The sequence below is a fragment of the Pseudomonas vancouverensis genome, assembly GCF_004348895.1.
GTDB lineage: Bacteria > Pseudomonadota > Gammaproteobacteria > Pseudomonadales > Pseudomonadaceae > Aquipseudomonas > Aquipseudomonas vancouverensis.
Genome location: NZ_RRZK01000030.1, coordinates 237,761 through 258,403, shown reverse-complemented (window position 1 = coordinate 258,403; position 20,643 = coordinate 237,761). Strand labels below are relative to the sequence as shown.

Annotated in this window: 21 protein-coding genes, 4 tRNA genes and 1 pseudogene; 8 read left to right on the top strand and 18 right to left on the bottom strand. The window is 60.0% G+C overall.

Annotated elements, in window-relative coordinates:
• Positions 1-14: 14 nt before the first annotated feature.
• Positions 15-257, top strand: a complete 243-nt coding sequence (locus tag EIY72_RS23420; RefSeq protein ID WP_093230148.1) for a DUF2790 domain-containing protein — start codon at positions 15-17, stop codon at positions 255-257.
• Positions 258-263: 6 nt separating this feature from the next.
• Here the strand turns inward: EIY72_RS23420 and EIY72_RS30400 are convergent.
• The 4 genes and pseudogenes from EIY72_RS30400 to EIY72_RS23400 form a co-directional block, all read right to left on the bottom strand.
• A pseudogene (locus tag EIY72_RS30400) lies at positions 264-656 on the bottom strand (methyl-accepting chemotaxis protein); the annotation flags it as partial.
• A gap of 491 nt (positions 657-1,147) precedes the next feature.
• Positions 1,148-2,416, bottom strand: a complete 1,269-nt coding sequence (locus tag EIY72_RS23410) for an OprD family porin (RefSeq protein WP_093230145.1) — start codon at positions 2,414-2,416, stop codon at positions 1,148-1,150.
• Positions 2,417-2,529: 113 nt separating this feature from the next.
• On the bottom strand, positions 2,530-3,741 hold the full coding sequence (locus EIY72_RS23405; protein WP_093230142.1) for a benzoate/H(+) symporter BenE family transporter: 1,212 nt from the start codon (positions 3,739-3,741) through the stop codon (positions 2,530-2,532).
• A gap of 100 nt (positions 3,742-3,841) precedes the next feature.
• The gene (locus tag EIY72_RS23400) at positions 3,842-5,185 is read right to left on the bottom strand and encodes an aromatic acid/H+ symport family MFS transporter (protein ID WP_093230825.1); all 1,344 of its coding nucleotides are present in this window, start codon (positions 5,183-5,185) and stop codon (positions 3,842-3,844) included.
• Positions 5,186-5,438: 253 nt separating this feature from the next.
• Between EIY72_RS23400 and EIY72_RS23395 the strand changes: the two genes are divergently transcribed.
• Genes EIY72_RS23395 through EIY72_RS23380 form a run of 4 tightly spaced genes read left to right on the top strand, consistent with a single transcriptional unit; the run spans position 5,439 to position 8,175 of the window.
• Positions 5,439-6,065 carry a DUF1780 domain-containing protein gene (locus EIY72_RS23395; protein WP_093230139.1) on the top strand — a complete coding sequence of 209 codons (627 nt, stop codon included), beginning with the start codon at positions 5,439-5,441 and terminating at the stop codon, positions 6,063-6,065.
• Complete coding sequence (locus EIY72_RS23390) at positions 6,062-6,589, top strand: MOSC domain-containing protein (RefSeq protein WP_093230136.1); 528 nt, start codon at positions 6,062-6,064, stop codon at positions 6,587-6,589. The genes EIY72_RS23395 and EIY72_RS23390 overlap by 4 nt, the downstream gene beginning before the upstream one ends.
• Positions 6,590-6,642: 53 nt before the next feature.
• Positions 6,643-6,816 (top strand): DUF3094 domain-containing protein, encoded by a 174-nt coding sequence (locus EIY72_RS23385; RefSeq protein ID WP_093230133.1) that lies wholly within the window; start codon positions 6,643-6,645, stop codon positions 6,814-6,816.
• A 60-nt stretch (positions 6,817-6,876) separates the two neighbouring features.
• The gene (locus tag EIY72_RS23380) at positions 6,877-8,175 is read left to right on the top strand and encodes an NAD(P)/FAD-dependent oxidoreductase (protein ID WP_093230130.1); all 1,299 of its coding nucleotides are present in this window, start codon (positions 6,877-6,879) and stop codon (positions 8,173-8,175) included.
• A gap of 175 nt (positions 8,176-8,350) precedes the next feature.
• On the opposite strand, the gene EIY72_RS23375 is transcribed toward EIY72_RS23380, so the two are convergent.
• The 7 genes from EIY72_RS23375 to rluD all read right to left on the bottom strand — a co-directional run bounded on the left by EIY72_RS23375 (position 8,351) and on the right by rluD (position 13,444).
• Positions 8,351-8,427 (bottom strand) — tRNA-Pro (locus EIY72_RS23375).
• A 94-nt stretch (positions 8,428-8,521) separates the two neighbouring features.
• Positions 8,522-8,597 (bottom strand) — tRNA-Lys (locus EIY72_RS23370).
• A gap of 5 nt (positions 8,598-8,602) precedes the next feature.
• Positions 8,603-8,679: transfer RNA gene (locus tag EIY72_RS23365), tRNA-Pro, on the bottom strand.
• A 9-nt stretch (positions 8,680-8,688) separates the two neighbouring features.
• A tRNA-Asn gene (locus EIY72_RS23360) sits at positions 8,689-8,764 on the bottom strand.
• A 300-nt stretch (positions 8,765-9,064) separates the two neighbouring features.
• The gene (clpB, locus tag EIY72_RS23355) at positions 9,065-11,629 is read right to left on the bottom strand and encodes an ATP-dependent chaperone ClpB (protein WP_093230128.1); all 2,565 of its coding nucleotides are present in this window, start codon (positions 11,627-11,629) and stop codon (positions 9,065-9,067) included.
• Between the two features lie 130 nt (positions 11,630-11,759).
• On the bottom strand, positions 11,760-12,485 hold the full coding sequence (gene pgeF / locus EIY72_RS23350; RefSeq protein ID WP_093230126.1) for a peptidoglycan editing factor PgeF: 726 nt from the start codon (positions 12,483-12,485) through the stop codon (positions 11,760-11,762).
• Positions 12,482-13,444, bottom strand: coding sequence for a 23S rRNA pseudouridine(1911/1915/1917) synthase RluD (gene rluD / locus EIY72_RS23345; RefSeq protein ID WP_093230124.1), 963 nt, complete (start codon positions 13,442-13,444; stop codon positions 12,482-12,484). Before rluD ends, pgeF begins: the two co-directional genes overlap by 4 nt.
• 151 nt (positions 13,445-13,595) lie before the next feature.
• Between rluD and EIY72_RS23340 the strand changes: the two genes are divergently transcribed.
• The 3 genes from EIY72_RS23340 (at position 13,596) to EIY72_RS23330 (ending at position 16,555) form a co-directional block, all read left to right on the top strand.
• On the top strand, positions 13,596-14,618 hold the full coding sequence (locus EIY72_RS23340) for an outer membrane protein assembly factor BamD (RefSeq protein ID WP_093230121.1): 1,023 nt from the start codon (positions 13,596-13,598) through the stop codon (positions 14,616-14,618).
• A gap of 124 nt (positions 14,619-14,742) precedes the next feature.
• A complete protein-coding gene (locus EIY72_RS23335; RefSeq protein WP_093230119.1) occupies positions 14,743-14,976 on the top strand; it encodes a PP0621 family protein in 234 nt (77 codons plus the stop codon).
• A 247-nt stretch (positions 14,977-15,223) separates the two neighbouring features.
• The gene (locus tag EIY72_RS23330) at positions 15,224-16,555 is read left to right on the top strand and encodes a sigma-54-dependent transcriptional regulator (protein WP_093230822.1); all 1,332 of its coding nucleotides are present in this window, start codon (positions 15,224-15,226) and stop codon (positions 16,553-16,555) included.
• A 5-nt stretch (positions 16,556-16,560) separates the two neighbouring features.
• Here EIY72_RS23330 and thiO read toward each other — a convergent pair whose 3' ends face one another.
• The 7 genes from thiO to EIY72_RS23295 are packed head-to-tail and all read right to left on the bottom strand — an operon-like array spanning position 16,561 to position 20,630.
• Positions 16,561-17,661, bottom strand: a complete 1,101-nt coding sequence (thiO, locus tag EIY72_RS23325) for a glycine oxidase ThiO (protein ID WP_093230117.1) — start codon at positions 17,659-17,661, stop codon at positions 16,561-16,563.
• Between the two features lie 56 nt (positions 17,662-17,717).
• Entirely contained in the window at positions 17,718-18,119 is a 402-nt protein-coding gene (locus EIY72_RS23320; RefSeq protein ID WP_093230115.1) for a type IV pilin protein, read from the bottom strand.
• 14 nt (positions 18,120-18,133) lie between these two features.
• Entirely contained in the window at positions 18,134-18,541 is a 408-nt protein-coding gene (locus EIY72_RS23315) for a hypothetical protein (RefSeq protein ID WP_132680174.1), read from the bottom strand.
• Positions 18,528-19,007, bottom strand: a complete 480-nt coding sequence (locus EIY72_RS23310) for a pilus assembly PilX family protein (protein WP_371315410.1) — start codon at positions 19,005-19,007, stop codon at positions 18,528-18,530. The genes EIY72_RS23315 and EIY72_RS23310 overlap by 14 nt, the downstream gene beginning before the upstream one ends.
• Entirely contained in the window at positions 19,004-19,714 is a 711-nt protein-coding gene (locus tag EIY72_RS23305) for a PilW family protein (RefSeq protein WP_093230109.1), read from the bottom strand. Before EIY72_RS23305 ends, EIY72_RS23310 begins: the two co-directional genes overlap by 4 nt.
• Positions 19,711-20,160, bottom strand: coding sequence for a type IV pilus modification protein PilV (gene pilV / locus EIY72_RS23300; RefSeq protein ID WP_093230107.1), 450 nt, complete (start codon positions 20,158-20,160; stop codon positions 19,711-19,713). Before pilV ends, EIY72_RS23305 begins: the two co-directional genes overlap by 4 nt.
• On the bottom strand, positions 20,157-20,630 hold the full coding sequence (locus tag EIY72_RS23295; protein WP_093230104.1) for a GspH/FimT family pseudopilin: 474 nt from the start codon (positions 20,628-20,630) through the stop codon (positions 20,157-20,159). Before EIY72_RS23295 ends, pilV begins: the two co-directional genes overlap by 4 nt.
• Positions 20,631-20,643 lie beyond the last annotated feature (13 nt).

Sequence of the window (20,643 nt, the reverse complement as noted above, 5' to 3'; positions counted from 1 at the left end):
CGGAGCAAGCCACCATGAAGACCCTGTTCAGCCTGTTTCTGGCCGTGGTCGCAACTTCGGCACTGGCCGCCGGCAGCGACACGGCAGCAACCCCATACGACCCCGCACATGCACTCGACATCGCCAAGGTAGTGTCCGTGTCGGACACCGCCACCGCCTGCGGCGTGGTGCCGGCCACCATGGTCTACATCGACCATCAGGGTCAGACCCATCGCGTGACCTATGACGTCATGGGCGATTGCACCAGCAATCTGTAACAGGGATCAGGCCACCATCCGCTTTGCCTGCAAGGCCAGTTCATGCAAACCGGCCAGCCGGCCCATGATGCGTTCGACCACCTCGACCCGGGCAACCGCACCGCTCTGCAGTTCACCCATCGAGTGCAACGCCACTTGTGCCTTTTCCAGCCCTAGACGGGTTGAACCGGACAGTTGCTGCAAGCCCTGACGCGCATGCTCGGCGGACTGCTCCAGCCCCGTCGCGATTTGTCTGATCTGCGCACTGGACTCCGCCGCCTGGCGCGAAAGGTTGCGCACCTCGTCCGCCACCACCGCAAAACCGCGACCGTGACTGCCCGCCCGGGCTGCCTCGATGGCGGCGTTCAAGGCCAGCAGATTGGTCTGGCGGGAAATGTCCTGAATGCTGCCGACGATCGCACCGATGCGCATCGACTGGCTTCCGAGCTCGTCGAACACTTGATCCAGACGCTGCATGTACAGATTCAAATCGTCGAGCACGCTGGCCGACGACTGCATGCTCGATGCGCTCGCCTGCACCCGCTCACCCGCGGTACGTGCCAGCTGATTGGCAAAACGCATGTCTTCCTCGGTTTGCAAGACCGACGCGGTCAATTGCTCCAGCGTCGTCGACACCACAGCCCCCGGCCATTCGCGCGCGGGCGTTGGCGGTAGCGCATCGGTGTCCACCGCTACCGGCGCCACTTCAACACATTCGGACACAGGCGCCACGACCTCCGCCACCGGTGGCTGGCGGCGCGCGAGCAGCCACGCTGCCAGCAACAACAGATCGATAACTCCGGCCAACAGCAACCGAACGCTGTCACCCCAGGCCAGGAACACGACTGCTACACCGGCCGTGAGCAGAATCAACGCTGAGTCCCGCAATTCCGGGCGCACGGGTTCAGTCCTCATAGCAGCGTCCAGGTGTAGCTGAGGATCAGGCGGTTTTCATCGATGTCGCTGCGGTAGTTGGACCGCGCCATCGCGTTGCGCACCCGAATGCCCAGGCCCTTGAGGCTGCCGCTTTGCAATACATAACCGACGTCCAGGTCGCGCTCGCGGTCCTTGCCTTCGAAGCCTTTGCCGGTGTCGACGTTGTTGCCGGTGATGTAGCGCACGGTGCTGGTCAGCCCGGGCACACCGAGCGCGGCGAAGTCGTAGTCGTAACGCGCCTGCCAGGAACGCTCATCGGTGTAGGCAAACTCGTAGGTCGGCACTTCGTTGCCCAACGGCGTGATGTTGGCGAATACCCGGGGGAATGCGCTGTCACCGTACATGCCCTGGTAACCGACGTAGAAAGTATGGCCACCGCGCTTGGCCGACAACAGGGAGAAGAACGCCTGGTTGTCGATGTTGCCCAGCAGCTTTTTGCCATCCTCGCGGGAATCGTAGTAACCGAGGTTGGCCCCCAGCACCCAGTCACCCACTGGCTCATTGTGTTTCAGGCCGAGAAAACGCTGGTTGTAGATATCTTCCAGTTGCCCGTACCAGGCACTCACCGAGCTGCGCTTGTCATTGAAGGCATAGTCAGCCCCGGCAAAGTTGAAGCCATCGCTGCTGGCCTGGCGCTGAGGCACATGACCGAGCATGGCTTGCATCTTTTCGTCACCGGCCTCGTTGCGCAGGCTGGTCGAGCGCAAATGACCGCCCTGCAAGGTCAGGCCATTGATCTCGTTGGACGTGACGCTCGCGCCCTGATAACTCGGCGGCAGCAAACGAATATCGCTGAACGCCAGCACCGGCAGGTTGGGTTGCAACTCGCCGACCTTCAGCTCGGTTTTCGACAGGCGCACTTTCAACGCGCCGGCCAGACGGCTGTAGTCGTCTGCCGCGCGGCCGTCATCCTGCACCGGCAACAGGCCGGTGTTGACCCGGTCGGGGCTGCTGTCGAGCTTGAGACCGAGCAAACCGATCACGTCGACACCGAAGCCGACAGTGCCCTGGGTGTAACCGGATTTGACGTTGAGGATGAAACCCTGCGCCCACTCCTCGGCTTTCGATTGCTGGCTGGCGCCAACGATGTCGGAGAAGTCGCGACTGAAGTAATAGTTACGCGCCTGCAGGGTCGCACTGGTGTCTTCGATAAAGCCTTTTTCTGCGGCCATTGCGTTACCGGAAAAGCCTGCGGCGACAGCCAGGGACAGCATTGAAGCGGTTGTTGGAAGCGTCTGTTTCATCGTCTTTCTCTTATTGTTATTGATCGACAGGTTGAGGGGATCCGCCACGCAGCGGTGTCGCTGCGCGGTGGAAGGTGAAACCAATCAAAGGTGCCGGGTAGTGAACGACCCGATCAGCGCGGAACCTCTTGGGCGGGGCTCGCCTGGGTTGCCGGGGCAGTGCGTCGCACACTCAGCAGGCAATGGGTGACCATGCCGAAGATCAGCCCCCAGAACGCGGCGGACAAACCGAACAGCGACATGCCCGACGCCGTGATGAGAAAGGTCACCAGCGCCGCTTCACGATCGCTCGGCACCGCCATTGCCCCGGCCAGTGCCCCGGCAATCGCGGCGAACAGCGCCAACCCGGCCAGGGCGGCAATCAATTCCTTGGGAAACGCCGTGAACAATGAGACCAGCGTGGCGCCGAAGATCCCCAGCACTAGGTAAAACAGGCCACCGACGACACCCGCCACATAGCGTTTTTGCGGATCTTCGTGAGCTTCGCGGCCGGTGCAAATCGCCGCTGTGATCGCCGCCAGGTTCAGGCCATGGCAGCCGAACGGTGCCAGCAGCGCCGTGCCCAACGCGCTGCTGGCAATGATCGGGCTAGCGGGCGTCGGGTAACCGCTGGCACGCAACACCGCCATGCCCGGCACGAACTGACCGGTCAGCGCCACCATTACCAGCGGCAAGGCGATGTTGAGCGTCGCACTCAGGCTGAATTCGGGGCTGATCCACACCGGCGTTGCCAGACCGATCACCAGCGCCTCGCGATGCAGGTCGCCGGTCAGCGCTGCTATGGAGCAGCCCACCAGCAACACCAGCAACACCGCGTAACGTGGCATCAGCCGCTTGCAGATCAGGTAGGTGGCAAACATCGCCAGCACCAGCATCGGTTTGTGCTGCATCGACACGAACAAGCCAGTGCCGAAGCTGAACAGGATGCCCGCCAGCATCGCCGCGGCAATCGCGGCCGGGAGCTTGCTGATGATTCGGTCGAACGCCCCCGAGACGCCGACCAGAAAGATGATCAGGCTGCTGACCAGATACGCGCCCACCGCTTGCGGCATGGAAATTCCAGGCAACAGGGCCACCAGCAACGCCGAGCCCGGCGCCGACCAGGCGATGATCACCGGCACCCGGTAACGCAGGCTCAAGCCGATACCCAGCACTGCGCTGCCAATGGAAATGGCCCAGATCCACGACGACAGCACCTCATGGGACAGGTGAGCGGTCTCGGCGGCCTGGAAGATGATCACCAAGGGACCGGCGTAGGAAATCACCGTGGCGATAAACCCGGCGACGGCGGCTGACAGGGAGAAGTCCTGGAAAAACGCTTTCATGAAACCTCACGGCAAGGCACGTCTGGCGATCCGTGGCACAGGCCCGGCCGCTCTTGTTCGGAAAAAACGGGAGGCGACACTCTGCCGCCTCCCGCATGACTCAAGCGCTGGTCGGCGCCAGGGTTTGCTCAACACCTTTGCCACTGCGCTGACTGCTGATCGCGAACACGGTCATGGCGATAGCGGCCACTGCACCGGGCAAGGCAAACGCCATGAAGTTGAGTTGCAGCGGCAAACTGATCCCCAGCAACGCGCCCCCCAGCAATGGGCCGACAATCGCCCCGTTGCGCCCGATGCCCGAGGCCCAGCCAAGCCCCGTAGAACGAATGGCCATCGAGTAGAACTGCGCGGCGCAGGCGTACAACAGAATCTGCGAGCCGATGGTGGTGGCGCCGGCGATGGCGATCAGCAGGTACAACACCGGCATCGGGCTGTTGAAGCCGAGCAAGGTGATCGAGATTGCCGCGGTGGCGAAGAAGGCTGCCAATACCCGTGGCAGGTTGAGCTTATCGCCCAGCACGCCGCCACCGACGGCACCGAAGATCGCTCCGAAATTCAGCACCAGCAGGAACGACAGGCTGGAGCCCAGGCTATAACCGGCATTGGCCATCAGTTTCGGCAACCAGGAACTCAGGGCGTACACCATCAACAGGCAGCAGAAAAACGCCAGCCACAACATCAGCGTGCGCAGCGCACGTCCTTCACGGAACAGTTGCAACACCGGGGTGCCAGTGCCCTTCACTTCGCTCATGTGCAACTGATCGCTGCTCTGTGCGGCGTAGGCAGGATCAATCCGTTCCAGCACCTTGCGAGCTTCTTCATTGCGGCCCTGACGCAACATGAACCCCACCGATTCGGGCAGGAAGTACATGATCAGCGGCAACAACAGCAACGGCAGCACTGCCACGTAGAACACCGACTGCCAGCCAAAACTGGGGATCAGCACAATGCCAAGCCCGGCGGACAACATGCCGCCCACCGAATAGCCACTGAACATGATCGCCACCAGTGTGCTACGGATTTTCTTCGGCGCGTACTCGTTCATCAGAGCGACGACGTTGGGCATCACCCCACCGATGCCCAGACCGGCAATGAAGCGGCAGATGCCAAACTCGGTTGGGTTCCTGGCGAAGCCGTTGAGCACGGTGAAACCGCTGAACAGCATCACGCAGATAGTGATCGCCTTTTTCCGGCCGATCTTGTCGGACAGTGGCCCGAAGAACAGCGCGCCGAACATCATGCCAAACAGCGCATAGCTGCCCAGTGCCCCGGCCTGCAGAGGGCTGAGTCCCCACTCCTTCATCAGCATCGGCAGCACCACGCCGTAAATCACCAGGTCGTAACCATCGAAGATGATGATCAGGGCGCACCAGAACAGCACCATCCAGTGAAAACGGTTGAAACGTGCGTTGTCGATAACCTCATGTACGTCGATCTTGCGCATGGCTTTCATCTCTTCTTGTAGTTTTTGTAGAGCATCGGTAACGCGGCTAACGTCCGTACAGCCGAGGGTAGAGCCGCAGGGCGCGAGGCAATATCCGCTGGGCGCAGACTGTTATCCGTTTTGTGCAAGACGCTGAAGCGCAGGGATGGATGAGGATTTGTGGCGCTGTGCCACGATGCGAACCCGCGCGAATTTGGCCCTTTACGACCAATTGTCTTCTTGGCGTTCACATTTGAACGCTAAGCTTGGGCCTATGGATGACTCAGATTACTTACGCCTGCTGACCATCGCGGCCGAGCAGGCCAATGCCTTTTTGTCCAATGCCCGCAAATGGGAGCGTGAGCGTTGGGTCTGCCAGCGCCTGCTGCAAGGCCTGAACATTCCCTACCGCGCCGACGAATTCACCCCCGCCGGTGAACCACCTGACGTGCTGTTTCGCGATGCCAGTTTCGAAGTGTTCTTTGTCCTCGACGAAGGTCGGCGCCTCAACGATGAATGGCGTGACGAACTGCAACGTCGGCGCAGCGCCTTTTCCCTGAGCCAGCTGGTGCGCCGCGAAGCCAAGCCGCGACGCATACCGGCCAATGAGTTCTTGCTGAGACTGGCGCCGACCTTGCGCAAAAAAGCGCATAACTACAAAGAGCGCGGCATGGACCTGGGGGAACTGGACATCATCGCCTTCGCCAGCCTCAAACGCGAAGTGCTCGACCTCAACAGCCATTTCCCGCCGCCTACCGAGTACCTGCGCCAGGGCTGGCGTTCGCTGTCACTGGTCGGGCCGACGTTCGCCCGTGTGCTGTTCGCCCACCCGGACGCGCCGGATTTCCTGCGCAGCAACCTGGGGCGCAGCATCCTCTTCGATGTCGGAATCAGCCTGTGAGCCCGTTGCAGCAACTGATCGCCGACGTGCCACAACAAGGTCGTGTTCGCTGGATCGGCGTGCGCCCGCAGTCGCGCTCGGCAATGCTGGAACTCGACGCCGTCGAGGCGCGACTGGAAGCCGGCCTGACCGGCGATCACGCCCGTCCCGGAGTGCGCAATGCGCGGCAGGTGACGCTGATTCAATGGGAACACCTGGCGGTGATCAGTTCGCTGCTCGGCCGACCGGAGGATCAACCGGTTCGGCCTGAAAATCTGCGGCGCAATCTCGTTATCAGTGGCATCAATCTGTTCAGCCTCAAAGGCCGCCGCTTTCGTATTGGCCAGGCGATTTTCGAAACCACCGGCTGGTGCCAGCCCTGCGCCCGGCTGGAGAACAACCTGGGCATCGGCACCTTTCAGGCCGTGCGTGGACATGGCGGAATCACCGCCCGGGTGTTACAAAGTGGAATCATTCGCCTGGACGACATCGTCAGCGTCGAACCCGTCCCCGACAGCGGCTATGCTGCGTTCAACCCAGGGTAAAAACACTGTAGCTTCCACCCATTCAGCAACGTCTACACCTGACGAGGCCCGATATGACCAGTCGCCTGAACCCCGATGACCAGAAGCATGTCGAAGAGTACCTGCATCTGTCCCAGCACCAAGTCGAGCGCCGACCTTTCCGGCCGTGGATGCTCCTTGTGCTGGTATTGGCAGCGACCATTGGTTTGGGCCTGTTGAGCCGTTTTATCAGTTACCTGACGCTATGAGCTGCCTTGCGCTCGCGGGGGTAACCGTACCGATTTCTTTTAGCCTTGCGAGATATCCCCATGACTCATCGTATTGTCATCGTTGGCGGCGGCGCCGGCGGTCTGGAGTTGGCTACCCGTCTGGGTAAGACTCTGGGCAAGCGTGGCACGGCCAGTGTGATGCTGGTCGACGCGAACCTGACCCACATCTGGAAGCCCTTGTTGCACGAAGTGGCAGCCGGCTCCCTGAACTCCTCCGAAGACGAGCTCAACTATGTGGCCCAGGCCAAATGGAACCACTTCGAGTTCCAGCTGGGGCGCATGAGCGGTCTTGATCGCGCACAGAAAAAAATTCAGTTGGCCGCTACCTATGACGAAGCCGGTCTGGAACTGGTGCCGGCCCGCGAAGTGCCCTACGACACGCTGGTGATCTCCGTCGGCAGCACCACCAACGACTTCGGTACCCAGGGCGCAGCGCAACACTGCCTGTTCCTCGACACCCGCAAGCAGGCTGAGCGCTTCCATCAACAACTGCTCAATCACTACCTGCGCGCCCATGCCGGGCAAACGGATGCGGTTGAGCAGATCAGCGTGGCCATCGTCGGTGCCGGTGCCACCGGGGTCGAACTGGCCGCCGAGCTGCACAACGCCGCCCATGAACTGGCAGCCTATGGCCTGGACCGGATCAAACCGGAAAACATGCACATCACCCTGATCGAGGCCGGACCTCGCGTCTTGCCGGCATTGCCGGAGCGCATCGGCGGGCCTGTGCATAAAACCCTGGAGAAACTCGGGGTCAACGTCATGACCAATGCCGCCGTCAGCGAAGTGACGGCCGACAGCCTGATCACCGCCGATGGCAACGAAATCAAGGCCAGCCTGAAAGTCTGGGCGGCGGGGATTCGCGCGCCGGGCTTCCTCAAGGACATCGATGGCCTGGAAACCAACCGCATCAACCAGCTGCAAGTGCTGCCGACCCTGCAAACCACCCGCGACGAGAACATCTTCGCCTTCGGTGACTGCGCGGCCTGCCCGCAACCTGGCAGCGACCGCAATGTGCCGCCACGTGCCCAGGCGGCGCATCAGCAGGCGTCGTTGCTGGCCAAATCGCTGAAACTGCGCATCGAAGGCAAGCCGTTGCCGACCTACAAGTACACCGACTACGGCTCGCTGATTTCACTGTCGCGTTTTTCGGCTGTGGGTAACTTGATGGGCAACCTCACCGGCAGCGTGATGCTGGAAGGCTGGCTGGCGCGGATGTTCTATGTGTCGCTGTACCGCATGCACCAGATGGCGCTGTACGGGCCGTTCCGCACGGCGATGCTGATGCTGGGCAGCAAGATCGGTCGAGGCACCGAGCCGCGCCTCAAGCTGCACTAATACACATCTTCTGTAGTAGCGAGCTTGCTCGCGATGGCGTCGGTACAGTCGACATTTATGTCATCTGGCTGACCGCTATCGCGAGCATGCTCGCTCCTACAGTTGTTTCGCGGTGTGCATAAGATTTTCTGGGCAAAAAAAATCCCCGTATCTTTCGATACGAGGATTTTTAATATGGTCGGGGTAAGGGGATTCGAACTCCTGACATCCTGCTCCCAAAGCAGGCGCGCTACCGGACTGCGCTATACCCCGGTAAAAAAAAGGCACCCTTGAAGGCGCCTTCTTCGATCAGCGCTTTTGGCCTCTGATCTTAAGATTCGATCCCAGCGTTAACTGGTTTCAAAAATGGTGGGTCGTGTGGGATTCGAACCTACGACCAATTGGTTAAAAGCCAACTGCTCTACCAACTGAGCTAACGACCCAAATATGGTCGGGGTAAGGGGATTCGAACTCCTGACATCCTGCTCCCAAAGCAGGCGCGCTACCGGACTGCGCTATACCCCGGTTTGAAATTGGCTCCGTGACCAGGACTCGAACCTGGGACCCAATGATTAACAGTCATTTGCTCTACCGACTGAGCTATCACGGAACTACACATTTCAATTTACAACGGTGAAGCTTTACTGCGTTCTCTTCGACCCGTTCGCATCGCTGCGTTCGTGTGTCTGAGGCGCGCTATTCTACAATCTTCAGCACCTCTGTCAACCCCCTAAATTGCTTTCAAGTTAATGATTTGCAACTTATTTTGGATTCCTGCTTGGGGAGCAAAAACCCTGGCGGGTGACTGACTGCGGGGCGCACTTTACAAGCCTTTTCCTTTGAGTTCAACAGCCTAACGAAAAAAAGGCCTCGCAATGCGAGGCCTTTTCAATTTTGCTGCGGTTACGGATCAGACGAAGACGATTTCGTCGTTCTCCACCACACCGTGAGCGGTATCGCCCGGCATGAACCGACCCGACAAGATCAACTGTGCCAGCGGGTTCTCGATCCAGCGCTGGATCGCTCGTTTGAGCGGCCGTGCGCCGTATACCGGGTCGTAACCCACCGCAATCAGCTTGTCCATCGCCTCGGGGCTGAGATCCAGCTTCAGCTCCCGCTCGGTCAGACGGCTGCGCAGACGACCCAACTGGATCTCGGTAATGCCTGCGATCTGATCCCGCGCCAGAGGCTCGAAGATCACCACTTCGTCGACCCGGTTGATGAACTCGGGCCGGAAGTGCGTGGAAATCGCATCCATCACCGCCGCACGCTGCGCCTCACGATCACCGACCAATTCCTGGATCTGTACCGAGCCCAGGTTGGAGGTCATGACAATCACAGTGTTTTTGAAGTCCACCGTGCGACCATGACTGTCGGTCAGGCGTCCGTCTTCAAGCACTTGCAGCAGGACGTTGAACACATCCGGGTGCGCCTTCTCGACCTCGTCCATCAGGATCACCGAGTAAGGCTTGCGACGCACCGCCTCGGTCAGGTAACCGCCCTCTTCGTAACCGACATACCCTGGTGGCGCGCCGATCAGACGAGCCACGGAATGTTTCTCCATGAACTCGGACATGTCGATTCGCACCATGGCCTCTTCGGTATCGAAGAGGAATTCGGCCAGCGCCTTGCACAGCTCGGTTTTACCCACACCGGTCGGGCCGAGGAACATGAACGAGCCGCTAGGCCGGTTCGGGTCGGACAACCCGGCGCGAGAACGCCGTACCGCATTCGAAACGGCCACCACCGCTTCGTCCTGGCCGATCACACGTTGATGCAGCAGGCTTTCCATCTTCATCAACTTGTCGCGTTCGCCTTCAAGCATCTTCGACACCGGAATACCGGTCCACTTCGACACCACTTCGGCAATCTCTTCCTCAGTCACCTTGCTGCGCAGCAACTGGTTTTCGCTCTTGCCGTGCTGGTCGACCATCTGCAGGCTGCGCTCCAGATCAGGGATAACCCCGTACTGCAATTCAGCCATGCGACTGAGGTCGCCTTTGCGGCGGGCCGCTTCCAGTTCCTGACGGGCCTGCTCGATTTTCTGCTGGATCTGCGCAGAGCCCTGAACCTCGGCTTTTTCCGAGTTCCAGATTTCTTCGAGATCCGAGTACTCACGCTCGTGACGAGCGATTTCTTCCTGAAGTTTTTCCAGACGCTTCTTCGCCGCATCGTCGCTTTCTTTCTTCAGTGCCTGGGATTCCACCTTCAACTGAATCAGGCGGCGCTCCAGACGGTCCAGCACTTCCGGCTTGGAGTCGATCTCCATGCGGATGCGGCTGGCGGCCTCGTCGATCAGGTCGATGGCCTTGTCCGGCAACTGCCGATCAGTGATGTAGCGATGGCTGAGCTTGGCCGCGGCAATGATCGCGCCGTCGGTGATCGCCACCTTGTGGTGAACCTCGTAACGCTCCTTGAGGCCACGCAGGATGGCGATGGTGTCTTCTTCGCTCGGCTCATCGACCAGTACTTTCTGGAAGCGTCGCTCGAGGGCGGCGTCCTTCTCTATATATTGGCGATACTCGTTGAGCGTGGTCGCGCCAACGCAATGCAGCTCACCGCGCGCCAGTGCAGGCTTGAGCATGTTGCCCGCATCCATCGAGCCTTCGCCTTTACCGGCACCGACCATGGTGTGCAGTTCGTCGATGAACAGAATGATCTGCCCTTCCTGCTTCGACAGCTCGTTGAGCAGCGATTTCAGGCGCTCTTCAAACTCACCGCGGTACTTGGCACCGGCGATCAACGCCCCCATGTCCAGGGACAACAGGCGCTTGCCCTTGAGGCCGTCCGGCACTTCACCGTTGATGATGCGCTGGGCCAGGCCTTCGGCAATCGCGGTTTTACCCACCCCGGGCTCACCGATCAGTACCGGGTTGTTCTTGGTACGGCGTTGCAGCACCTGGATGGTTCGGCGAATTTCGTCGTCACGACCGATCACCGGATCGAGCTTGCCGTCTTCGGCACGCTTGGTCAGGTCGACGGTGTACTTGTCCAAAGCCTGACGCGACTCCTCGTGGTTCGGATCGTTGACGGCCTCGCCGCCGCGCAGGTTGTTGATGGCGTTTTCCAGGGCTTTCTTGCTTACACCCTGGCCGAGCAACAACTTGCCAAGCTTGCTGTTCTCATCCATCGCGGCGAGCAGCACCAGTTCGCTGGAGATGAACTGGTCGCCCTTCTGCTGGGCCAGGCGATCGGCCTGGTTGAGCAGACGCGCCAGATCCTGCGACATGTTGACGTCGCCGGTCGGGTTCTGGATTTTCGGTAGCTGATCGAGTTCTTTCGTCAGCTCTTTACGCAAGCTGTTGACGTCAAAGCCCACCTGCATCAGCAGGGGCTTGATCGAGCCGCCTTGCTGTTCAAGCAAGGCCTGCATCAAATGCGCCGGTTCGATGGCCGGATGATCGTGGCCTACAGCCAGGGATTGGGCATCGGACAGCGCTAACTGCAATTTGCTGGTTAAACGGTCTATACGCATGGGTCACCTTCCTTTTGAGCAGGCCGGACCTAGAAAACATCCTGAATGAAGAAACCTGCCAGATACCACACTAGATGCGGTCGATTCTGCGAGTTTCAAGCGTCACGACATTGATGCAGGTCAGGGAAGCTTAGCGGTCGATCCAGACCAGGGAGGCAAATCGGCCGGTGCGTGAGGCACGGCGATAGGAAAAGAAGCGCGGGTCACTGACCGTGCAGAAACCACCGCCGTACACGGCAGTGACGCCACGTTCGGCAAGACGCAGGCGCGCCAGCTTATAAATGTCGGCCATGAACTTGCCGGCGTTCTGACTCGGCACAAAGGCATCCGCTGCTTCAGGCAATTGCTGCACGAAGGTTTCGCGTACCTCAGGGCCGACTTCGAAGGCTTTCGGACCAATGGCCGGGCCCAGCCAGACCAATACGTCAGCAGGCGCCACGGCCAGGCTGTCCAGTGTGGCCTCCAGCACACCCGCGGCCAACCCGCGCCAACCGGCATGGGCCGCCGCGACACGGGTACCGGCGCGGTCGCAAAACAGTGCCGGCAGACAGTCGGCGGTCATCGCGGCGCAGGCGATGCCCGGCGTTGACGTCCAGCTGGCATCGGCAGTATCCACACGCCCCGGATCGGCATGTGCCACGGCAATGCCGTGCACCTGCTGCAACCAGGCCGGTTGAATGGCGAAATGATCGGTCAGGCGACGACGGTTTTCGGCGACGGCTTCAGGGCTGTCATCGACGTGATCGCCGAGGTTGAGGCTGTCGAACGGCGCCAGACTGACGCCGCCCGCCCGGGTGGTGACACAGGCTTTGATCCCGGCCGGCGCGGGCCAGTCAGGAATCAGCCAGTCACTCATCCGATGAACGCCTCGCGGTCTTGCTTGAGCAGGGTCAGCAACCAGACGAAATCTTCCGGCAACGGCGATTCCCAGCTCATGCGCTTACCGGTCGTCGGATGATCCAGTTCCAGGAAACGCGCATGCAGCGCCTGACGCGGGAAGTTTTTCAGCGACTCGACCATGGTCGGGTTGGCTGCCGGCGGAATGCGGAAGCGGCCACCATAGGCTGGATCGCCGACCAACGGGAAGTTGATGTGGGCCATGTGCACACGAATCTGGTGGGTCCGACCGGTTTCCAGCTTGACCCGCACATGGGTGTGCGAACGGAAGCGTTCGAGTACGCGGTAATGGCTGACGGCCTGCTTGCCACCTTCCATCACAGCCATGCGCTGGCGCTGCTGGCCATGCCGACCGATCGGGGCATTGATCTTGCCACCGGCGGTGACCACGCCAATCACGATGCACTCGTAGATACGGCTGACGCTGCGGCTCTGCAACTGTGTAACCAGCTGCGTCTGCGCCTGAATGGTCTTGGCCACCACCATCAGACCGGTGGTGTCCTTGTCCAGACGATGCACGATGCCTGCACGCGGCACATTGATGATGTCCGGCACGTGATGCAGCAAGGCGTTGAGCAGAGTGCCATCAGCGTGACCGGCAGCCGGGTGCACCACCAGGCCCGCAGGCTTGTTGATCACCAGGATGTCGTCGTCTTCGTAGACGATGTCCAGGGCAATGTCTTGAGCGACCCATTCGCCCTGAGCTTCCTGCTCGGCAGTCAACTCAAGAATGGCGCCACCGTGAACGATGTCTCGCGGGCGGATAACCGCCCCATCCACAGTCAGGCGGCCGTCTTTGATCCAGGCGGAAAGGCGCGAGCGCGAGTGCTCAGCGAATAATTGTGCGGCGACTTGATCGAGGCGTTGGCCGCCCAATTCGGACGGCACCTCTGCGCGAAGTTCAATTTTATCGGACATGCTCAGACTAGGCGTCGGCACAGCCTTTGGTTTCGGCTGCGCGCTTGTGGTTAAATACGGCGTCTTTTGCCCCGAGGCTATTCAACGGGGCGCTCATCATAACAGGACGGCCACGCCCAAGACAGCGGCCGTCATAGGGACGCAAGCCGCCATGCAAGTGAAACACCTGCTGCTGATCGCCATCCTCGCATTGACCGCTGCTTGCTCATCGAAGGAAGTCGTAGACGAAAACCTGAGTGAAGTCGAGTTGTACCAACAGGCTCAAACCGACCTGGACAACAATAACTACACCAGCGCCACGGCCAAGCTGAAGGCCCTGGAGTCGCGTTATCCGTTCGGTCGTTATGCCGACCAGGCGCAACTCGAACTCATCTACGCCAACTACAAGAACACCGAGCCTGAGGCTGCCAAGTCTGCTGCGGAGCGTTTCATCCGCTTGCACCCACAGCACCCGAACGTGGACTACGCCTACTACCTCAAGGGCCTGACCTCTTTCGACCAGGACGTTGGCCTGCTCTCGCGCTTCCTGCCGCTGGACATGACCAAGCGTGACCCGGGTGCCGCCCGCGACTCCTACAACGAGTTCGCCCAACTGACCAGCCGCTTCCCGAACAGCCGTTATTCGCCGGACGCCAAGCAGCGCATGATCTACCTGCGCAACCTGCTGGCTGCCTACGAAATCCACGTGGCCGACTACTACCTGACCCGTCAGGCCTACGTCGCCGCCGCCAACCGTGGCCGTTATGTGGTAGAAAACTTCCAGGAAACCCCATCGGTCGGTGACGGCCTGGCGGTGATGACCGAGGCTTACCAGCGTCTGCACCTGGACGAACTGGCCGCGACCAGCCTGGAAACCCTGAAGCTCAACTACCCGAACCACCCAAGCCTGGTGGACGGTCAGTTCGTGCCATCGGTGGCTGAGGCCGACAACCGTTCGTGGCTGAGCAAGGCCACCCTGGGCCTGATCGAGTCGCGTCCACCGCTGCCGCCGGGCGAAACCCGCGCCAACCAGGACGTGCAGAAGCAGTTCCAGGACGCGAAAGACGCGATCCCGAACGAGCTCAAGCCTAAAAACGCCAATGGCGACGTGATCGAAGAAGAAAATCACGAAGCGGAAGGCAACAACAGTGACCGCTCCTGGTTCAGCTACATGACCTTCGGCGTGTTCGACTGACACCCCCGGTTATGCAAAAGGGAGGCTTTCAAGCCTCCCTTTTTTATTTCCGCGCTTTTACCCACTGTGCGCCCGTCAGGTCCGAGGCTAAACTGCCGAATCATCAGTCAAAAAGCAGCTCACCATGCTTCGTCTATTGTTCTGGATCGCCCTGATTGCCGCTGCTGTATGGTTCTGGCGCAAGTTCAAGGGTCAACCTGCTTCCACCCAATCCCCATCTGAACGTGACGCTGCTCCCATGGTGCGTTGCGCCCAGTGCGGCGTACATCTGCCACGTGACCGTGCGCTGAATCTCGAACAGCAGTGGTATTGCAGCCAGGCCCACCTTCAGCAAGGCCCCAAATCCGACAATCGCTGATCCCTGCCGTTGCAATGGCCCCAGCCCGCCCCGCTGGGTGCCATCCATCAAGCCGCGGGGCCAATACACGCACATGAGGAACTGAAGACGCGAATGGGCGTCTGACGCTGATTATTCAAGATCACTCTCAGCGCATGTCCCGGGTATCTGGAAACGTCCTGCAACTGTCCCACCTGAACTCAAAGTCCCGCCAGGACGGCGGCCGCTTTAGCATGATCGTCGTTCATGGATGGAACCCACTTTGATGATGCGTGCACGCAAGAAAGTCCTGATCGTCGACGACGCCGCGGATATCCGCGAACTCCTGGAGATCACCCTGGGGCGGATGAAACTCGACACTTTTAATGCCCGCAACATCGATCAGGCCCATGCGCTGCTCAAACGCGAGACTTTCGACCTGTGCCTGACCAACATGCGCCTGCCCGACGGAACCGGTCTGGAGCTGATAAAGCACATCCGCCACCGCTATCCTCAGGTCCCGGTGGCGATGATCAGCGCCTATGCCTGCCTCGAAACGGCAGTCAACACCCTGAAAGCCGGCGCCTTCGACTACCTGACCCAGCCAGTGGACCTCACTCGCCTGAGGGAACTGGTCAGCCGCGCCCTGCGCCCTTCCAGCGACAGCACAGCCACGGCGCAAAGACTGGTCGGCGAATCCATGCCCATACGCACCCTGCGCAAACACATCGCCAAGCTGGCCCAGAGCCAGGCGCCGGTGTACATCAGTGGTGAGTCCGGCAGCGGCAAGGAGCTGGTCGCACGTCTGATCCATGAACAGGGCCCACGCACCCATCTGCCATTCATACCTGTCAATTGTGCGGCGATTCCATCGGAACTGATGGAGAGCGAGTTTTTTGGCCATCGCAAAGGCAGTTTCAGCGGTGCCATCGAAGACAAGCCAGGCCTGTTTCAGGCGGCTCATCGCGGCACACTCTTTCTCGATGAAGTGGCCGACCTGCCGTTGGCGATGCAGGTCAAGTTACTGCGCGCCATCCAGGAAAGAGCCGTGCGCAGCGTTGGCGAGCAACAGGAATTGGTCATCGATGTGCGCATCCTGTGTGCCACCCACAAGGACCTGGGTGCCGAAGTGGCCGCCGGACGCTTTCGTGCGGACTTGTACTACCGTTTGAACGTGATCGAAATACAGGTGCCGCCCTTGCGCGAGCGTCGCGACGACATCGAAACGCTCGCCAATCACATCCTCAAGCGCCTGGCTGCAGACGCCGGGCAACCGCCCGCGAGCCTGAACGCGCAGGCCCTCGATGCGCTGAAAGGCTACCGCTTCCCCGGTAACGTGCGGGAACTGGAAAACATGCTCGAACGGGCTCACACCCTGAGCGAGAACCAGCAAATTGAGGCCTCTGACCTGCGCCTGACCGAGCGCAAAAGTGCCGTCGAAAGTGGCTTGCCGGACCTGACGCAAATCGACAACCTGGAAGCCTACCTGGAGAGCATCGAACGCCAGTTGCTCCTCCAGGCGCTGGAGGAAACCCGCTGGAACCGCACGGCGGCGGCCCAGCGATTGCGGTTGTCCTTCAGGTCGATGCGTTATCGCCTGAAGAAGCTGGGGCTGGACTGAAGCGCTCAGATCCGCCCGGCCGGCGCATACGGCGCCGGATCAATGATCGGGGTCCGGCCCAGCATCACATCGGCAAACAACTGACAGGATGCTGGCGCCAACACCAGGCCGTTGCGGTAATGCCCACAGTTGAGCCAGAGCCCGTCAAATTCAGGTACGCGACCGATGTAAGGAATGCCCTCGGGTGAGCCGGGGCGCAAACCTGCCCAGTGTCCGACGACCTGCGCATTGGCCAGTGCCGGAATCAGCTCGACTGCCGATGCCTTGAGACTCTCCAGCGCGGTTGCGGTCGGCGTCTTGTCGAAGCCTTCATGCTCCAGTGTGCTGCCAATCAGAATGTGCCCATCACGCCGCGGAATCGCATAACGACCCTTGGCCAGGACCATGCTCGGCAGGAAATCCGCCGCGCATTTGTACAGAATCATCTGCCCCTTCACCGGCTCTACCGGAAGTGTCAGGCCCAGGCTCTTGAGCAAGTCACCACTCCAGGCGCCCGCAGTCAGCACCACCTCATCAGCGTGGACAATGCCGCTGGACGTCTGCACGCCTACGACTTTATTGCCATCACGCACAAAGCCACTGACCTCGCATTGCTCATGAAGGGTGACATTAGGCAGAGCCTGCAAGGCCGCCTTGAGCGATTTCACCAGCCGCGGGTTACGCACGTTGGCGACATCGGCCATGTAGATGGCGCGAGAAAAGCCACCGCCCAACACCGGCACCGCGTCATGCGCCGCGGAGATATCCACAGCGCTCAATGGACGGTTTTCCCGCGCAGCCCAGGCCAAGGCCTCAGCCTCGTCGTCCAGATCCAGCCAATACAGGCCGGTGGTGTGTACTTCAGGGTCAACACCTGTGGCAGCAAACAAGCGCTCGCCCAGCTGTGGATAAAAGTCCTGTGACCAGTGGGCCAGCGCGGTAACCGCCGGGCTGTAGCGCCACGGGTAAAGCGGCGAAACGATGCCACCACCCGCCCAGGAAGACTCCTGACCGACATTCGAACGATCCAGCAGCACAACGCTTTGCACTTCGGACGCGAGATTGAACGCCGTCAGCAGGCCAATCACGCCGCCGCCGACAATCACCACTTGCTGTTGCCTGGTCATGTTCTGATCCAACCGTTGAATAGACAATGGGCGCAAGGGGCGCCCGAAAAAGGAACTCAGCGACCCCAGCACTCTTTACTGGTGACCCCGGACGCCGCATTGACCATGCCAAGCGCGCCAGTGTTGGTAATGGTCAGATCACCGCACTTGTCTGCGGCCATGCTGGTGCCCGGCTTGCGCTCGGCTGTCAGCAGAAAGGTCTGCTCGGTCAGGGTCGGAACAATCGTGTAATAGTCATTGCCGGCACTGAGGCCGGTGGCTTCGGTGTATGTGTTGTTCTTCGTATAGAAACGCTCAAGGATCTGCGCCTGTTCGGACAGCAACCCGGCCACGTCGGTACGGCGGCCCTTGTTCAGGTGTTCAGTGAACATCGGCGCGGCAATGGTCAGGACGATCCCGATAATCGCGATCACGATCATGATTTCGATCAGGGTAAAACCTCGGCTGGAACTACGCATGCATCAACTCTCACTTACTGTATCTGGCGCCACATGATGCGACGACTGCCGCCGGAGTTTTCCGGCGCTGGGGGGATGTCGCCAGCAGAATCCTCGCCGATTCCGTTGCCGTCATTATCGGTATTATCTTGGCTCGGGTTCTCCCCGACAAATTTCACCTCGCTGGAAATGGCGTCGATGTCATCGACCACGCCATCAGCATTGCTGTCGAGCATCTTAACGCTGATCGTGTCAGGCAGCTTGATGCAGATGGGGCTCAAGCCCATTTTGTCGCGGTAAAAACCATACCAGTTGCCGGCGACCAGGCAGTGATCCCGGCTCATCGGCGGGAAGTTCGGTGGCACAAGCGCGTAAGCCGGTGCGCACCAGTGCACGATCACCCATGCGCCATACCCTGCGAAACGCCACTTAAAACTTCGCATAGATACTTTCCACCACACTGCGCGAATGCCCTGCGATACCCACTGCCGTGACCCGGTACAACGTGACCTGGGTATTGATCGGCACATTCACGGCCTCCTTGCTGACACCGAGGTTCTGTACACCGTAAAAACCGCTACCGGATGCGATCCATGTGACACCCGAAGCGGCATTGAAGCCTGCGGCACTGACTGTCGACGACTCCGCCGGAGGCGAACACTGGCGATTACCGCTGCACTGTGGCATTGCATAGCCGGCCCGTTGCACGGCACTTTCACCCGCTCGCAGGACAGTTTCTGCGCTCTGGAACGATTGATTGCGCAGCACCAGGCTGGCAGTCATCTTTTCCTGCAAGGTGGCGTTCTGCATCGATGAAATGCCCAGCAACGTCAGCAACAACAAAAACACCAGGCTGACCAGCAGCGCCATGCCTCCCTGAGTGCGAACAGTCATCGGCCTTCTCTTCATGGCAGTCGATTTCGCAAGGCGGCGACGACATTGAAAGTCTGACTGCCAACCCTGTCGTTGGGGTCATGCAGGGTCAAACTCAGGCGAACGCTACGAATCAGCGCCGGGTCAGATGGGTTGGCGCTGTAGCTGGAAGCAGCGATATCGGTCGCGGTACGGGCCACACCGAAGCTCACATCGAAGGCGCTGACATTATCGACCAACACCCGCATCGGACTGCCACCTCCAGGCCCGATCAGCAGTTGATTGTTCCGGAAGCCGTAAACCAGTCGCCTGATCGGAAAGGCTGTTTGCCCCGCTGCGGGTGTCGGCGCGCCGCTATAGGCTGTTGCGCTGCTTCTGCAATCGGAGATGACTGTCCACGCTGGAGTACTGCCTTTACTGCCGACATCCGCCGTTACCAGGGTCAACTCATGACTAACGTTATCCCAACGGATCGGCGTCAGCTGGCTGGCATTGAAGTCTTTGTCCTTACTTGAGTCAGTGATTGTCCCCAGGCAGCCGAACATGCCCACCATGCGGATCTCCTGAATCATCTTGCTCAACACGAATCGCGCGTCCTCCTGCATGTTGGCCGCTGCGTTCTGACTGACGTAGGTGCTCTTGGCGGTGATGAATATCCGCGTTACGCCCAGGACAACAATGAGGCTCAATGCCAGGGCGATCATTGCTTCAATGAGCCCAAAACCGTTTTGCCTGCCGGTCATGGGCTCACCAGAGGATCGACCGCCACGCGACTGGAGAGGACAAAACTGCGCTGATCGTGGTCGTTCCTGGCCGCCCGCGAGTCGTCCCAGGTAATGGTAACGGTATAAATACGTTGATTGACGGTGACGCTGCCAGTAGCAGTAGGTCCACCAAACTGGGCGATATTCGTGGTGAAGTCGTAGAGATCCTGATCGCGGGCGTTGCCCAGATTGCCCGACGTCGGTGGCACAACGGTGTAGTCGGCAGCAGAATTGGCACGAATGCGATCCATCATGTCGTAGGCAATGAAACTGGCCTGGCTGAGCATGCGCGAGCTGTCCGTGTACTTCAGCGCATTGAGCTGAACCGCCGCTGCCCCCAGCAGGCCAACCCCCAGAATCAACAACGCCACCAGCACTTCGATCAGTGTCATACCCTGTACTGCTCGCTTGCTCCCTGCCCTCATTCGCAACTTCCACCTCGTAGAATCCGTCCGTTCAAACACACACTCAGCGTCCTGCTTTGTGCCCCTAACGTGTAACTGATCAACACCGTTGCGGGCACTGACGACAAGCCACCCAGATCGCTGAAATCGATGCTGCTTACCCCTGAAGTTAGCGTGACAGTCGCGCCCTTGCTCACCGCCGGAACAACCCGCAATACATTGGCTGAAGTGCCAGTACCGTCATACACCGCCAACTCGCCCTGCCAATCATCGCGATCTGCCGTCGGCCGAAGCTGGGTGGTGATACCCCGATTGATCGCCTCGATACGGGCAAAATTCAAGGCGCGCTGCACCTCTCCAATCTCAGTGTCAGCTCGGGTGGATTGCGCCAAACGGCTAAAAGCAGGCACGCCCAAGGTGATCAGCAACGCTGAAATCACCAGCGCAGCCAGCATCTCGATCAGCGTGAAACCTTTTGTACGATGATCCATCGATCCCCTCGAT

Bases quoted from the DNA above. Each gene is read 5' to 3' on its own strand.
- EIY72_RS23420 (WP_093230148.1), top strand. From the start codon at position 15: ATGAAGACCCTGTTCAGCCTGTTTCTGGCCGTGGTCGCAACTTCGGCA.
- EIY72_RS23410 (WP_093230145.1), bottom strand. From the start codon at position 2,416: ATGAAACAGACGCTTCCAACAACCGCTTCAATGCTGTCCCTGGCTGTC.
- EIY72_RS23405 (WP_093230142.1), bottom strand. From the start codon at position 3,741: ATGAAAGCGTTTTTCCAGGACTTCTCCCTGTCAGCCGCCGTCGCCGGG.
- EIY72_RS23400 (WP_093230825.1), bottom strand. From the start codon at position 5,185: ATGCGCAAGATCGACGTACATGAGGTTATCGACAACGCACGTTTCAAC.
- EIY72_RS23395 (WP_093230139.1), top strand. From the start codon at position 5,439: ATGGATGACTCAGATTACTTACGCCTGCTGACCATCGCGGCCGAGCAG.
- EIY72_RS23385 (WP_093230133.1), top strand. From the start codon at position 6,643: ATGACCAGTCGCCTGAACCCCGATGACCAGAAGCATGTCGAAGAGTAC.
- EIY72_RS23380 (WP_093230130.1), top strand. From the start codon at position 6,877: ATGACTCATCGTATTGTCATCGTTGGCGGCGGCGCCGGCGGTCTGGAG.
- clpB (WP_093230128.1), bottom strand. From the start codon at position 11,629: ATGCGTATAGACCGTTTAACCAGCAAATTGCAGTTAGCGCTGTCCGAT.
- pgeF (WP_093230126.1), bottom strand. From the start codon at position 12,485: ATGAGTGACTGGCTGATTCCTGACTGGCCCGCGCCGGCCGGGATCAAA.
- rluD (WP_093230124.1), bottom strand. From the start codon at position 13,444: ATGTCCGATAAAATTGAACTTCGCGCAGAGGTGCCGTCCGAATTGGGC.
- EIY72_RS23340 (WP_093230121.1), top strand. From the start codon at position 13,596: ATGCAAGTGAAACACCTGCTGCTGATCGCCATCCTCGCATTGACCGCT.
- EIY72_RS23335 (WP_093230119.1), top strand. From the start codon at position 14,743: ATGCTTCGTCTATTGTTCTGGATCGCCCTGATTGCCGCTGCTGTATGG.
- EIY72_RS23330 (WP_093230822.1), top strand. From the start codon at position 15,224: ATGCGTGCACGCAAGAAAGTCCTGATCGTCGACGACGCCGCGGATATC.
- thiO (WP_093230117.1), bottom strand. From the start codon at position 17,661: ATGACCAGGCAACAGCAAGTGGTGATTGTCGGCGGCGGCGTGATTGGC.
- EIY72_RS23320 (WP_093230115.1), bottom strand. From the start codon at position 18,119: ATGCGTAGTTCCAGCCGAGGTTTTACCCTGATCGAAATCATGATCGTG.
- EIY72_RS23315 (WP_132680174.1), bottom strand. From the start codon at position 18,541: ATGCGAAGTTTTAAGTGGCGTTTCGCAGGGTATGGCGCATGGGTGATC.
- EIY72_RS23310 (WP_371315410.1), bottom strand. From the start codon at position 19,007: ATGAAGAGAAGGCCGATGACTGTTCGCACTCAGGGAGGCATGGCGCTG.
- EIY72_RS23305 (WP_093230109.1), bottom strand. From the start codon at position 19,714: ATGACCGGCAGGCAAAACGGTTTTGGGCTCATTGAAGCAATGATCGCC.
- pilV (WP_093230107.1), bottom strand. From the start codon at position 20,160: ATGAGGGCAGGGAGCAAGCGAGCAGTACAGGGTATGACACTGATCGAA.
- EIY72_RS23295 (WP_093230104.1), bottom strand. From the start codon at position 20,630: ATGGATCATCGTACAAAAGGTTTCACGCTGATCGAGATGCTGGCTGCG.